The sequence below is a fragment of the Shewanella sp. GutCb genome, assembly GCF_002836135.1.
Classification (GTDB): Bacteria; Pseudomonadota; Gammaproteobacteria; order Enterobacterales; family Shewanellaceae; genus Shewanella.
This window is the reverse complement of record NZ_PJBL01000003.1, coordinates 323,018-336,463: the sequence shown is the minus strand read 5'-3', so window position 1 is coordinate 336,463 and position 13,446 is coordinate 323,018. Positions and strand designations below refer to the sequence as shown.

12 protein-coding genes are annotated in these 13,446 nt (G+C 44.3%); 6 read left to right on the top strand and 6 right to left on the bottom strand.

Translation table 11 applies throughout. The features are described 5' to 3' along the window. The first annotated feature begins 106 nt into the window (after positions 1–106). From CXF86_RS04760 to CXF86_RS04745, 4 genes are all read left to right on the top strand, one after another. Positions 107–745 carry a hypothetical protein gene (locus CXF86_RS04760; RefSeq protein ID WP_102038459.1) on the top strand — a complete coding sequence of 213 codons (639 nt, stop codon included), beginning with the start codon at positions 107–109 and terminating at the stop codon, positions 743–745. Between the two features lie 105 nt (positions 746–850). Next, positions 851–1,444: a hypothetical protein gene (locus tag CXF86_RS04755; RefSeq protein ID WP_102038458.1), complete on the top strand. Its 594-nt coding sequence runs from the start codon at positions 851–853 to the stop codon at positions 1,442–1,444. 111 nt (positions 1,445–1,555) lie between these two features. Next, positions 1,556–1,999, top strand: a complete 444-nt coding sequence (locus CXF86_RS04750; protein WP_101091697.1) for a phosphate-starvation-inducible PsiE family protein — start codon at positions 1,556–1,558, stop codon at positions 1,997–1,999. A gap of 632 nt (positions 2,000–2,631) precedes the next feature. Further along, positions 2,632–3,006, top strand: a complete 375-nt coding sequence (locus CXF86_RS04745; protein WP_101091698.1) for a PH domain-containing protein — start codon at positions 2,632–2,634, stop codon at positions 3,004–3,006. 91 nt (positions 3,007–3,097) lie between these two features. Here the strand turns inward: CXF86_RS04745 and CXF86_RS04740 are convergent, their stop codons facing one another. Both CXF86_RS04740 and CXF86_RS04735 read right to left on the bottom strand, forming a co-directional pair. After that, entirely contained in the window at positions 3,098–4,279 is a 1,182-nt protein-coding gene (locus CXF86_RS04740; RefSeq protein ID WP_101091699.1) for an AAA family ATPase, read from the bottom strand. Between the two features lie 84 nt (positions 4,280–4,363). Then, a complete protein-coding gene (locus CXF86_RS04735) occupies positions 4,364–5,518 on the bottom strand; it encodes a membrane dipeptidase (protein ID WP_102038457.1) in 1,155 nt (384 codons plus the stop codon). Positions 5,519–5,769: 251 nt separating this feature from the next. Between CXF86_RS04735 and CXF86_RS04730 the strand changes: the two genes are divergently transcribed. Both CXF86_RS04730 and CXF86_RS04725 read left to right on the top strand, forming a co-directional pair. After that, positions 5,770–6,696, top strand: coding sequence for a TAXI family TRAP transporter solute-binding subunit (locus tag CXF86_RS04730; protein ID WP_101091701.1), 927 nt, complete (start codon positions 5,770–5,772; stop codon positions 6,694–6,696). A gap of 133 nt (positions 6,697–6,829) precedes the next feature. After that, entirely contained in the window at positions 6,830–8,788 is a 1,959-nt protein-coding gene (locus CXF86_RS04725; protein ID WP_101091702.1) for a TRAP transporter permease, read from the top strand. Between the two features lie 199 nt (positions 8,789–8,987). On the opposite strand, the gene CXF86_RS04720 is transcribed toward CXF86_RS04725, so the two are convergent. The 4 genes from CXF86_RS04720 to CXF86_RS04705 all read right to left on the bottom strand — a co-directional run bounded on the left by CXF86_RS04720 (position 8,988) and on the right by CXF86_RS04705 (position 13,301). Continuing rightward, entirely contained in the window at positions 8,988–9,434 is a 447-nt protein-coding gene (locus CXF86_RS04720) for a SufE family protein (protein WP_102038456.1), read from the bottom strand. Positions 9,435–9,712: 278 nt separating this feature from the next. Further along, positions 9,713–10,924 (bottom strand): SufS family cysteine desulfurase, encoded by a 1,212-nt coding sequence (locus CXF86_RS04715; RefSeq protein ID WP_102038455.1) that lies wholly within the window; start codon positions 10,922–10,924, stop codon positions 9,713–9,715. A gap of 81 nt (positions 10,925–11,005) precedes the next feature. Next, positions 11,006–12,049, bottom strand: coding sequence for an NADP(H)-dependent aldo-keto reductase (locus CXF86_RS04710; RefSeq protein WP_102038454.1), 1,044 nt, complete (start codon positions 12,047–12,049; stop codon positions 11,006–11,008). A gap of 328 nt (positions 12,050–12,377) precedes the next feature. Then, positions 12,378–13,301 (bottom strand): bifunctional helix-turn-helix transcriptional regulator/GNAT family N-acetyltransferase, encoded by a 924-nt coding sequence (locus CXF86_RS04705; RefSeq protein WP_257985291.1) that lies wholly within the window; start codon positions 13,299–13,301, stop codon positions 12,378–12,380. Positions 13,302–13,446: the final 145 nt, after the last annotated feature.

The window sequence follows — 13,446 nt, the reverse complement described above, 5'->3', positions numbered from 1 at the left end:
TAAACGGACTAAAAACAGTTGGCTGTTTTCACTCCGTTCAACATTATAGCCAACAATTTTTAGCCGCTTATTGTGGCGTTAGAGTTTTTATTTAACTGGGGTGTATATGAAGCAAGATGAAAGAACGAAGCCTTTGCAAGAATGGAATCGTTTGGCGAGAGAAAACACTGAAAATGCAATTGTATCTTCAATGTTTGTTTCAACACTTAGAGTAAGTAATTCAATAGATGTATTCAATAATTGGATGCTGGTCGCTACTGCTGCTATTGCATCGTTTTTGATTATAAATGTTAGCGGCATTATCGACTTTATTGGACGGGAAGGTGTTGTTGATGGTGGCTATATTCTCTGCCTTTCGTGTTTACTCGGACTATTTGGTAAGATAGCCGGCTTACGTTGTAAAGTCGGTTTAGAACTATCTGAAGCCGTAAAAGAAACATTTACGGAGCATTTGACGCAATACAAATCTGAAGAAGAAAAAATCCAACAAGGCGCTAAGTTTTGGGGGATATCTCTTGAAACAGGAGTTCGAATTGAAAGAATTTTAAAGGAGTACCTTGCCCCATTTCCTAAACCAGTTCGTTGGCTTGCAGATCGCAGCTTAAAAAAACAAAAGCAGAATCCTCAGTTACCATACGTGAAGCAAGTTACAAGCTTTATGATACAGTCAACTACAGTCGTATTTCAGGCTCTGTTCTTCATTTTATTCTTTGTCGAAATGTTCATGTCGATAGCAAAACTCTAACAAACGTGTAAGAGTGATTCCAAATGCGTGCCTGTTTCGCTTCGCTCACCATTATGGCACACGATTGTCACACCTTAACGTGGCGTTAGGCAGTAAGGATATATTGTGAATTCTGAACCAAATTACGAAAACTCCAATTTAGAAGAATTGGAAGATGTACTTGAACATATAGACAGGGAAGCGTACCCAGAAAGAACTAAAAAAGTCCAAGAAGAACGAAATAAAAGACTCGCGAAAAAGTCAGAATCCAATACAAAACTATCGATTAATCCCAAATTAATTGGGGTGGCAGGGGTTGTTTATTCGCCAACTCAGGCGGCTCTTGGAGCATTTCTTGGAGGCCCTTTTGCTTCACTCTATTTCCTCAAAACTAACTTTGAAGTACTAAAAAGTGAAAAGAGCAAAAAAAATACTATAGCATTAGGCAGTATCATTATTTTTTCTTTGTTATTAATTTTGCCATTTTTGCCAGATAATTTTCCAAATATAGTAATCCCATTACTGACCGTAACTATAACTAAAGCATTAGTTGAGAAATTCCAGTTTACTAAAGAAGATATTGAAATATCTGAAGGGCTAAAATACCAGTCAAACTGGGGGGTTTTATGGACAAGCATTATTTGCTTAGTTTTGCTGCTAATTGCAGTAACTGTATTTATCTTAATCATTGAAATTCTAGGCGTTTCAGTTACTGCCTAACAAGGCGCTCAAGAACGGACAAAAAACGGTTGGCTTTTGCTCGTTCCTCGCTTATTTTAGCCAACTATATTTTTCCGCTTAAGCGGGCGTTATACATTCAGGAGTATTTAAGTGGTAGACGAACGTATCAACAAAGCAGTATCTTTAATGCGTACAGTAAAGAAATGTATGACATTTTCTGTTCTTATTGCTATGTATATAGTCGTTGGGATTTCGATATTTGAGCTCGCAATTGCTCTTTATACTGACATATTTGATTCTGCAGGTGGTTTAATGCATGTGAAAATAGATCAGTTGCTTAAAATATTTGGTTTCTTTTTTATTATCCTTATTGGTTTTGAACTTATAGAAACAATAGAAATGTATTTCAAAGAAAATGTTATTCATGCAGAAATTATTTTGTTAGTAGCAGTTATAGCTGTCTCTAGAAAAGTGATCTTACTCGATTTAGAAAAATATGAACCGTTGGCAATAGTTGGCTTGGGGCTTATCATTATTGCTCTAGGTGGTTGTTATGCGCTAATTAAGTTTAGCTATAGAGGTAAAAATGTATAATAAGTTGCTTAAACGGAAAATAACAGTTGGCCATCGCTTCGCGAATATATCCAACTATTCTTTTCCGCTTAGCAAGGCGTTACCGCATATCTGATGGCCATACTTTCCCTTATGAAATTCATCACTCCAAGAGCTTTAGCACTAACTCATTTATGTTCAGAAATGAGCTAGACGCTACTCTGAACTCGCTGGCAGATCATCTGCTGTAGAATGTGCAAGCTTCTGAAAAAGGGATTTTTCAGCAGAGCCTACATGGAGGTATTCACGGCGGCTTACAAAGGAACATAGTGGATGAGCTGCTTTCCATCATAAGTAGATGTTTTAGGTAATGGCACTAGAACCCGGCCCAGAAGCCTTGCCGGGATGACTCCCAATTATTCCCAAGTTGTTCTGCTAAGCTATCTCATTTCTGTCCAAAACGTGTTTAAAGTGATCAAACTTAATTATTCATCGTCCGCAAGGTGCTTTCTGATTGTGCTGAAATCGAGGGGTAACTCATAAGCATTGACCCGTTAATTACCCATTGTACTTGATGACTTTGATTGGATTAAATTCGCAATAGCGGTTAAGTTCTTAACTGCTGCAGTGGTTTGTCGCTGAGATAACGTTGACTCAATATTAAGGAAAATAAAATGGGATTATTAGATTCGCTGATGGGAAATGCTTCAGAGGTCAACCTTGAAGAGCTGACTGAAGAACTTAGTCCGATAATGGCAGACAATGAGTCATTGAGCCTCGCTTATAAAGTGGTGCGTGACATGTTTGTCTTTACCAATAAGCGGCTGATCTTAATCGATAAGCAAGGCATGACAGGTAAGAAGGTGAGTTATCATTCAGTTCCTTATAAAGCGATAACCCATTTTGAAGTAGAAACCGCGGGCAGATTTGATATGGATGCAGAGTTAAAATTGTGGATCTCTGGTCAAAAAGAGCCATTAGTCAAAGAGCTAAAAAGAGGCACTGATGTGGTGGGCATCCAAAAAACGATTGCTAACTTCTCACTCTAAATCGTTATTCGACTGACCTCGCATTACGCGATTATTCCACTCGGTCAGTCCCAATAAAAAACATGACTGTTAAGAAGATTACCGCAGCGAGTTAGCTGCGGTTTTGCCAACGCCAGCTTGGTTTACTCAATATATCCTGCCCAATAATCTCTGTTTGCCCGAGCTGTTTATCCAGTTCAATTAAATTGCAATCTTCAAACTGATTGAGTGAATTAATCAACCTATTCGCGTGGGACACAACCCATAACTGGCAACGCTCTGAGGCTTTAACAATAAGTCGAGATAGTGCAGGCAGCAGATCCGGGTGTAAGCTGGTTTCTGGTTCGTTAAGGACCATTAATTCTGGTGGTCTTGGCGTTAGTAAGGCGGCAACCAGTAAAAGGTAACGTAAGGTGCCATCAGACAATTCAGCGGCATTCAGTGCTCTAAGCAGACCCTGTTGATGAAATTTCAGGGTTAGCATGCCATTAGATTCATATTCAATAACCACATGTGCACCGGGGAAAGCGTCACTCAAAGCAGTATCAAAGGCTTCTCGGTCACCAACTTCAAATATGGTTTGGATAGCTGATGCTAGATCTCTACCATCATGATGTAGCACCGGCGTTCGGGTACCTAATTGTGACTTCCTTGCTGGGGCATCGCAGTCACTGCGAAAATGATCGTAAAAGCGCCAGGCGCGAATATTATCTCGCAGGCGTATGACCTCTGGCGTTCGCTCAGGGTCAGCAAGTTCGGTAAAGATGCTGTCGCTATGCTGCATGTGTACATTGAGTGTTTGCCAGCCCGCTTGCTTTGCTTGTTCAGTGCGGCTTTTGACTAATGCTGAACGCCGCTCAACCAATACGGTGGCTGGACGATATGAATTACCGACCCAGATGGCTTCACGTTTAATCTGCGGATCTAAGCCAAACAACGTAGTGGAATCAGGCTTTGGTAACCCAAGCTCAATCAAATAACTGAATTCATCGCTAGCAAAACCGAGCCTGAGCCGTTTAACCTGCTGCCTTACTGTTGGCTCAACAGGCGTCTCCCCCGCTAACATGGCACGCGATAGCTTCTCTGGTCCAGCCCAGAAACTGGAATCTAAGCCTCCCTCAAGCGCTAAAGCATTAACCACACCGCCTTGTGCTGTTTGAGCAAGTAAGCGTAATGCTTTATATAAGTTAGATTTGCCACTGCCATTAGCGCCAGTGACAAGGTTTAGTTTCGCCAGTGGAATAGTGACATCCCGTAAAGAGCGATAGTTTTGAATGGCGAGTGTGGTCAGCATATATATTCATAGTGGCAATTGGATCTCTTGCCACTTTAACTGCCAAAGACTATTGCTGTCTACGCGCTAACTGAGTCTGCATCATTAGACCAATACATCACTGAGTACCCTTTGCCAGTTCTGCCCCATGATCTTATCGCGATCATTACTGCTAAAGCCGGCTTTACTTAGGGCTAGATCAATACGATTCATGCGGTCAATATCGTTCAACTCTGGGATCACGACATGTTCAGGTTCAATGTCGTAGCCCAGCACGTTTTTCTCACGCAGGCTATGCCACCAACTAAGGTACTGTTTCACCCCTTCAGCGTTATTGTTATTAAGCTTGAGTAAGTTCTTTTGGCCACGCAGTGGGTAATCATTGGCAATGGCGACAGCATCAATACCCCCAACATTAGCGACATGTTTTAGGTGGTTAATATAGTGATCAACCGTTGGCACTTTATCGTTAGTAAGCCAAAAGCTCATCATAAACACCCCGAACAATCCGCCGGTATCGGCAATCGCTTTAATCACTTCATCTGGGCTGCAGCGAGCATGATTAACCAAAGCACGCACTGCGCCATGGCTTTGAACGATAGGGGAGCGGCTAACCCTGGCAGTATCTAATGCAGCTTGGGGACTTGAATGGCTGACATCGACGAGAATATGGTTATCATTTAGCTTGTTAATCAGCGCCTCACCCGCTTGGGTTAGCGGTAGGTTAAGCCCGCCACTAGCATCATTATCGAGTGCACCGCCACTAAATTGATTACCGTAGTGGTGAGTCAGTTGCAACGCCCTTAACCCTTTGGCATGAAATTCATCGACTTGGCTTAAACCGTTATTAATGCTGCCCTCTACGCAGTCAGCTCCTTGGATCTGAAAGAACACCGCGGTGCGGTCTGACTGCTTGGCTCGGTTAATGTCATTAGCATTTAGCCCCAGAATGAGTTTGTCGCTGTTGGCTTCAACTCGGATTTTTGCCGCTGATATGCTTTTAATGCAAGCCTGATAAGTCCGTTTGTAGTTGGTGGTGCCATCGGTTTGTTTCATCGCCTCAATGGCTGATATATCGCAAAGATAAGCATCAATACCCGATGCACCCAGATCGGCTAAATCGTCGGGAAGAAAACAGAGGCCATCGACAAACAGACGTTTGTTTTCACTGGCTAAAGTAGGCAGTGGGCCAAGCTGGCTTAAGACGGTGCCAGCGGCAAGACCTTTAATAAGTTGGCGTCGATTGATTAGCGGTTGCATTTTTTTCTCCCACTGTAGACCTTGATTAGCCTACTTTTATTGTTATCCCCCCATAGTATCCTATCGACTTCGACTATTCGATATCTTGACAATACTTGACCCTTAAGTGACTATCGAGGCCAAATTGAAGTGAAATCATTAATAATTAAAGGCTTTTAAATCAAAGTCTAATATACATACGCAAACGACTTCTAACACGAATATTTTGAAGTGGCAAAGGTATAAAATTGAACAAAATTAAGGGGAAGGCTATGTTTTATCGCGCGTTAGCACTTGCACTACTGTTGGTATTGCCTGCGTCGGCTCAGGCTGAAAATTACTCAATCGGCACCGGTGGTCAAAGCGGGATCTATTACCCTTTTGGTGGGGCATTAGCCAAAGTATGGTCTGATAATGTTCCTGACGTAAATGTGAAAGCGGAAGTGACAGCCGCTTCGGTTGAGAACACCATTAAAGTGGTTCGTGGTGACATGATCGCCGGAATAGCCATGGGCAATGTGGTACTGGATGCTTATAAAGGTGAGGGTAAATTCAGAAGTGCCATGCCAGTGAAAACCTTGTTTGCACTTTATCCAAACCTTGTGCATGCCATCAGTTTAGAAAAATCAGGCATTACTTCTCTGGCAGATCTTAAAGGCAAACGTATCTCTTTGGGCGCACCTGCGAGTGGTACCGCAGTGACCTCGGCAGCATTGCTTGAGTCGATTGGTATTGATGTCAAAAAAGATATCACAGCGGTTTATCTTAATTACGCCGAAACGACCAACGCGCTAGCGAACGGTCAAATCGATGCAGGTTTTATTGTGGGCGGCCAAGGTGTGGGCGCTGTGACTCAAGTTGCGTTGACTCATAAGATCAATATTATCCCAGTATCGGCTTCTGAAAGTGCTGCGTTTATTAAACAAAATCCAGCCTATAGTAACTATACGATCCCAGCTGATGTGTATAACAGTGTGGGTGCAGTATCGACGTTAAGTGTGTGGAATGTGATTGTTGTGAGTGCCAATATGAGCGATGAGATGGCGTTTAACCTGACTAAAGCCGCCTTTGAAAACATGGGTGAGGTGCAAAAAGTGGTTAAAGTTGCTGATGCCACTACGCCAGAAAATGCTAACCGTCTACAAGGTGTGCCATTACATCCTGGCGCGCAAAAGTACTTAGACTCTCTGAGCCAGTAAATTCACTGATAATCAGCACCTAACTCAATAGGTGCATTGCATCATCGACAAAGGCAGCTAATAGTTGCCTTTGCGCTATTTAGGCTGTTTAACCTTGACTAATAACAACGTTAAGCTGCCTTGAGGACACAATATGACCCCTGTTGACGATAAAGAGGTTAACGAACAAGAGACGAGCAGTCAGGCAGATCAGCTTGATAGCAGTAAGGACGTGATTAACACCTTGCCTTATGAAACCGCGGTAAAGGTTTTCGGATACCTCATTTTAGCGATTGCCGTCGCGCTGTCGTCATTCCAAATTTGGCAAGGGATCACATCGACCATCTCAGCGACCTATTTTCGTCCAGTGCATTTATGCTGGGTGCTAGTACTGATCTTTTTACATTACCCACTGATCAGTAATCGCTATAACAAGGGCTATATGCTGGGACGGGTGACGGATTTAGCCTTATGTGGCTTAACGGTATTTGCGGGATACCGCATGCTGATTTTCGATTACAACGACATCGATCATCTACTGTATGGCTTAGGGACGGCTGATTTAGTGGCTGGAAGCGCCTTGGTACTGCTATTACTAGAAGGTTGCCGCCGTACTGTAGGTTGGGTAATGGTGCTGATTGCTACGCTGTTTTTAGCTTATAGTGCTTTTGGCGATATGTTGCCAGGTGCTTTGGCGACCAAAGCCTATTCTTTGCAAGAACTGGTTCAGTTTCAGATCTTCTCTGCTAACGGTATCTTTGGCTCAGCACTCGGTATTGCCGCAACAACGGTGTTTATTTTCGTGTTATTTGGTGCCTTCTTGGAGGTGACTGGCGCGGGTAAGTTCTTTATCGATTTGGCGTTCTCTATCGCGGGAAAATATCGCGGTGGGCCAGCTAAAGCGGCGGTATTAGCCTCCGCCGGACTCGGTTCAATCTCAGGTTCTGCCATTGCCAATACTGTCACGACAGGTTCTGTGACGATTCCTATGATGAAGAAGCTGGGCTACACGCCGGAGCAGTCAGCGGGAATTGAAGCGGCGGCCTCAACTGGCGGGCAAATAATGCCACCGATTATGGGTGCTGGCGCCTTTGTGATGGCGCAGTTTACGGGGGTGCCCTACAGCGACATTATGTTGGCATCGATAGCGCCGGCGATACTCTATTTCTTCTGTACCTTGCTCTACGTGCACTTAATGGCCTGTAAGTTAAATCTACAAGCCGCCAGTCGCACAGAGGCCGTGATGACGGTGATGAAGCAAGGCGCTCACCATCTCATTCCCTTGGCAATTATTACCACGTTACTGATGATGGCTTACTCGCCGTTATTAGTTGGGGTTGCAGGTTGCGCCGCTATCTTGCTGACCGCAGCACTGCGTAAACACAGCCGTATTGGTTTGAGTAAGTTTATCTCGGGAATGAAGAGTGGTGCCTTAATGGCATTGCCTATTTCGGTTGCGTGCGGCGCAGCGGGTATTATTGTTGGCGTAGTGGGCCAAACAGGCATAGGGCTGCAATTTACCCAGTTTGTCATGGAGTTTTCCGGCGGCTATATGCTGGTGGCATTAGGCTTGATAAGCATTGTGGCATTAGTGTTAGGCATGGGGTTACCAGTGACTGCCGCCTACATTGTACTTGCGGTAATGGCGGTGCCTATGTTGGGAGACTTTGGCTTGCCATTGCTCACGGCACATTTGATTGTGTTTTGGCTGTCTCAAACGTCAAATGTTACCCCTCCGATTGCGCTGGCGGCATTTGCGGCGGCGGGTGTTGCCAATGCTAATCCGATGAAATCCTCAGTTGAAGCCTTTAAGCTTGCGGGTGGACTGTTTATGATCCCCATCATGATGGCCTATACCGACCTACTAAATCCTGAGGCCAGCATGATGGCGTTTGCTTTTGCTATTGTGCAGACGGCTACCATCATTGTCGCCATCGCTATATCGATTGAAGGTTATCTATTACGTCCGCTTTCAAATGTTGAACGTTTGGTGGCATTTTCAGCTGCGCCGTGGGTGCTATTTGATCCCTTCAGTACGGGCTTTGTGGGGGTATTAGTGATCTTAGCTTTGATTGGCTTGCAGTGGAAAACGCGTGCGAAGGTAGGGGGATAATAGCCTAAGCTCAGCTTAAGTAAGCCCCTCGAATCGATCGTGGAACGATTGATTACATCGGTTCGGTTCGTGGGGTTGGCTTAGCTATCGATACTCGCTTAATACTGAGCTCTTAATAGAGGATCTTAATGTTTAGATCTTCATCGAGAAATATTAGTTGAGAGCGCTTCACTGACAAGTTTAGCGGGTGACAGTGTTTTTATTCACTTTCACTTTTAATCGCTTTGGCTAAGGCAAGTAAACCATTGGTGCGTGACGGGCTTAATTGGCCTTCAAGCCCTAACCGTTTAAAATACGGGTTAGGGTCAAAAAGTGCTATCTCTGCGCTGGTTTTACCATTGCAGGCAATTAATAACAGTGCGATAAGCCCTTTTACGATACGGGCGTCGCTGTCTGCGACAAAGTAATGTTTGCCCTCTATCTTGCAATGATACAGCCAAGCATTGCTCTCACAGCCCTTAACCTGAGCAGACTCGTTCCGCAGTTCATCTTGCAATTTAGGTAAGGTTTTACCGAGCAACATAATCTGACGATAGCGCTCTTGCCAGTTACCGGCATTTTCAAACAGCTGCATTGTCGTTGATACATCAGCTTCCAGTGCTAGTGTGAGAAATTGCTGTTTTGTTGGCTGGACTTGCTGACTCATATTCGACCTGACTTTAATGTGAATGATTATTTGAAAACACCGTTTTTGACTTTCCGACTCTTTCGTCTCAGTTACTACCGTCTTAGCATTATCCTGCTTTCTAGCTTCTTCAGCTTTCCGGCTCTTTCGTCTCAGCTATTACCGTCTTAGCTCTATTCTGCTTTCCTAGCTTCTTCGACTTTCCGGCTCTTTCGTCTCAGTTACTACCGTCTTAGCTTTATTCTGCTTTCCTAGCACTTAGTATCGGCTCTTAACCGTCTCAGCTGTTATCTTCGATCCTAAAGCAACAACTCTTTCACTGACTGCATTGCAGTAATAAAGTTGTCGATATCAGCCTTATTAGTATAAATACCAATAGAGGCTCGGCAGCAGCCATTAAGCTGTAAACTCTGCATCAGTGGCATGGCGCAGTGGTGACCGCAGCGTACCGCAATACCTTGCTGATCTAATAATATCCCGACATCTTGATGGTGTTCAGCTGCAAGATTAAAGGCAACGGCACCGAGATTGTCACTGTGAGCGCCATAAAGTACGACATCGCCCAAGGCTTTGAGCGAGTCTTGCAAATAGATAAGTAACGTTTGCTCTGCGGCGCTAACTTGCGCTTTGGGCTGTGCGTCGATGAAATCAATTGCTGCGCCTAAACCAATAACTTCAGCGATTGGCGGAGTGCCAGCTTCGAGTCGATTGGGCAGTTGATTAAACTCAGTGCCGCTAAAACTGACGGTTTTAATCATCTCTCCACCCGTCATCAACGGGCTAAGACTATCTAATAGTGCAAAGCGACCGTATAAAACCCCGATGCCTGTGGGGCCATACATTTTGTGGCCAGAGAACACATAAAAATCACAATCAATGTCTTGTACATCAACGCTCATGTGCGCAATCGCTTGTGCGCCATCAACTAAGGTGATGGCGCCCACCTGTTTGGCTTTAGCAACTAAATCGCTCACTGGATTGACCGTGCCTAACACATTAGACACATGGCCGAGTGCCACTATCGCAGGCTTTTCGAGTAGCAAAGTATCAAATGCTGCGCTGTCTAAACGGCAATCTGTCGTTAATGGGATTGGCTTTATTATCGCGCCAGTGCGCTTAGCGAGTTCTTGCCATGGCACAATATTGGCGTGATGTGCTGCAGCATCAATTAAGATCAGGTCGCCCTGTTTAAGTTGAGATGTCAGCCCATTGGCAACGATGTTAATTGCTTCTGTAGTGCCGTGGGTGAAAATAATCTCTTCCCGACGGCGAGCCTGAATAAACTGGCATAGCTTGTCGCGTACCGCTTCATATTGTGTGGTCGCACGCGCTGATAAGAGGTGTGCTGCTCGATGCACATTGGCATTATCAAAATGATAATAGTGATTCATGGCATCAATCACTTGTTGCGGCTTCTGACTAGTGGCTGCAGTGTCTAAATAACATAACGGGTAACCGTTGTTAGATTGGGCGAGCGCAGGAAATTGTGACCGTAACATTGTGAGATCCATTAATCTGATCCGAGGTATAAATATAAAAGGCGCGCAGATCTTGTAAGATCTGCACGACTAATGCAAGGCTAAAGCTGTTTATTATGGGCAGGGCAGGCGATATGTCTGCGCTAATTCATTGAGGCGTAGCATTAACTCTGGTGAAATACTGCAATTGATACTGTCGATATTCTCTTTTAACTGCTCAATATTGGTTGCACCTATAATGTTAGACCCAACAAATTTTTGGGCGTTAACAAACGCCAATGCCATTTGTGCAGGGCTCATATTGAACTCTTTAGCGAGCTCAACATAAGCTTTAGTCGCTTCGAGCGCCATTTCAGATCCGGTATAGCGAGCAAAACGTTTAAACAGTGTTAAGCGAGCACCTTTTGGCCACTGCTCATTGAGGTATTTGCCCGATAATGCACCAAAGGCCAGCGGAGAGTAGGCCAATAACGGCACCTCTTCACGGTGACTTATTTCGGCCATTCCGACCTCAAAACTGCGATTTAGCAGGTTATAAGGGTTTTGCACTGAGACAATCTTAGGTAAGCCATGTTTCTCGGCCAGCTGCAAATACTTCATAAAACCCCAAGGAGTTTCATTGGAAATACCGATATAACGAATTTTCCCCGCAGTCACTAGATCGGCTAGCGCTTCAAGAGTCTCAATAATGGGGGTTTGCTGCTCGCCATCATCTTGCTGCTCATAACTCAGTTCGCCAAAGTAGTTACTGTTACGATCGGGCCAGTGAACTTGATAGAGATCGATGGTATCGAGTTGTAATCGCTGTAGTGAGCTATCAACGGCTTGATGAATATTACGCCAGTCCAGAGACATGTTTGGTCTAATATAGTCACTCTTACCGCCTGGACCTGAAACTTTGCTGGCAATAATCAGTTCATCTCGGTTGCCGCGCTTTTTGAGGTAGTTACCAAGAATGGTTTCGGTAGCACCTTGGGTTTCTGCTTTCGGGGGGACTGGATACATTTCAGCGGTATCGATGAAGTTAATTCCTTCACCTATCGCGTAGTCTAACTGTTCGAATGCTTGAGCTTGGGTGTTCTGCTCACCCCACGTCATTGTCCCTAAACAGATTTTACTAACATTTAAGCTTGAGTGTGGCAGACGTTTATATTCCATAATGCAACTCACTTATTACTGAGAACGAGCAAAAGATGACTTAACCTGAACGCGGATCGATGAATGTCAGGTGAATGAACCAATCTAAATTGAGATCAGAACTTAAACATTAAATTATTGATTTAGCATAAATTCTAGCTTAGTACCGAGATTACTGCCTATGCCAAGGCGGGGGAAGGTAGGTAATAACGGACTATTACTCGCAAGCTCGACAAGGATGAGGGCAATAATAAATGGCGCTTCTTGCCTCAAGTTCAGCTTACTTAACTTGAGGCTACCAATTTTTTATCACAAAAACTATCAACTTAATACACTCGCTCTGTTTGGCTCAGGATAGGTCACGTAACATGGTCACTTCACAGGCATCATGGCCTGTGTCACCGAGCGGTGCATCTATATGCTTAAATGCCAGCGATTCGTAGAGCTTTATCGCCTCAACTAAATTCGCTGTGGTTTCTAAATAGCAGGCATTAAACCCTTGCTCTGTCGCAAATTTGATGGCTTGTAGTGCGAGTCGTCTAGCAAAGCCTTTGCCACGTAGCGCGGGTGAAAAGTACATTTTTTGCAGCTCACACACCCCTGGCTGATTGTTCAGTGACGCTATTCCACCACCGCCTAAAATCTTCCCTTGATATTCGATGACCCAGTAACAGGCATTACTTGCTTGGTACACTTCGGTGAGGTCGTCCAGCGTTGGATCTGACACACCATAGCCCTTGTCTGCCGTTAACCCATATTCTGCTGAAACCTGACGAATGATCTGTGCCATAGCAGCATTGTCATGGGCTGTTATCTCTCTGATGATAAAACCAAACTGAGCTTTAGACCGCATAACGGCTTTATTGTATTGGCGAAGTGAACTTTCTATCTGGGTTATATGCTCGTTGGGCAGCTGCGCCATGATCTCGTTAAACTGCAGATTTTGTTGTTCATCGAGTTTGAGTAGTTGTTTTTTACCATTACAGGTGAGTTGTGCCATTAGGCTACGACTATCTTTGGGGTTAGCGGCCGTTTTGGCAAAGCCCTTGTCAACGAGGTGGCTTACCGCACGGCTAGCATTGGACTTATCAATGTTTAGCCTCTCAGCTAACTGCTTTATCGAATACGAGCTTTGCCCTAACTCAATTAAGGTGTGTGCTTGGACGGGAGATAGCGGTTGGTTACCACAAGCGGCATCTAACAGTCCTAATTGGCGGATCAGTTGTCTGGAAAGACGGCGTAACTGTGAAGCTTGGCAAGGGGGATTTGGCATATCTGGTTTCATCACGGGCATTTAGTTGCGAGTAGCATCTAACTTACGAGGACTATGTAATAAAATCAAGTACATTTATTTAAAGTCATAAACTAACGGCTAATACTGACTTGATCAAACAGAGATAGAGTTTGACCAAGTACAG

What these genes read in the sequence shown, in the direction of transcription:
- CXF86_RS04760 (WP_102038459.1), top strand. Translation starts at nt 107, where the DNA reads ATGAAGCAAGATGAAAGAACGAAGCCTTTGCAAGAATGGAATCGTTTG.
- CXF86_RS04745 (WP_101091698.1), top strand. Translation starts at nt 2,632, where the DNA reads ATGGGATTATTAGATTCGCTGATGGGAAATGCTTCAGAGGTCAACCTT.
- CXF86_RS04740 (WP_101091699.1), bottom strand. Translation starts at nt 4,279, where the DNA reads ATGCTGACCACACTCGCCATTCAAAACTATCGCTCTTTACGGGATGTC.
- CXF86_RS04735 (WP_102038457.1), bottom strand. Translation starts at nt 5,518, where the DNA reads ATGCAACCGCTAATCAATCGACGCCAACTTATTAAAGGTCTTGCCGCT.
- CXF86_RS04730 (WP_101091701.1), top strand. Translation starts at nt 5,770, where the DNA reads ATGTTTTATCGCGCGTTAGCACTTGCACTACTGTTGGTATTGCCTGCG.
- CXF86_RS04725 (WP_101091702.1), top strand. Translation starts at nt 6,830, where the DNA reads ATGACCCCTGTTGACGATAAAGAGGTTAACGAACAAGAGACGAGCAGT.
- CXF86_RS04720 (WP_102038456.1), bottom strand. Translation starts at nt 9,434, where the DNA reads ATGAGTCAGCAAGTCCAGCCAACAAAACAGCAATTTCTCACACTAGCA.
- CXF86_RS04715 (WP_102038455.1), bottom strand. Translation starts at nt 10,924, where the DNA reads ATGGATCTCACAATGTTACGGTCACAATTTCCTGCGCTCGCCCAATCT.
- CXF86_RS04710 (WP_102038454.1), bottom strand. Translation starts at nt 12,049, where the DNA reads ATGGAATATAAACGTCTGCCACACTCAAGCTTAAATGTTAGTAAAATC.
- CXF86_RS04705 (WP_257985291.1), bottom strand. Translation starts at nt 13,301, where the DNA reads ATGCCAAATCCCCCTTGCCAAGCTTCACAGTTACGCCGTCTTTCCAGA.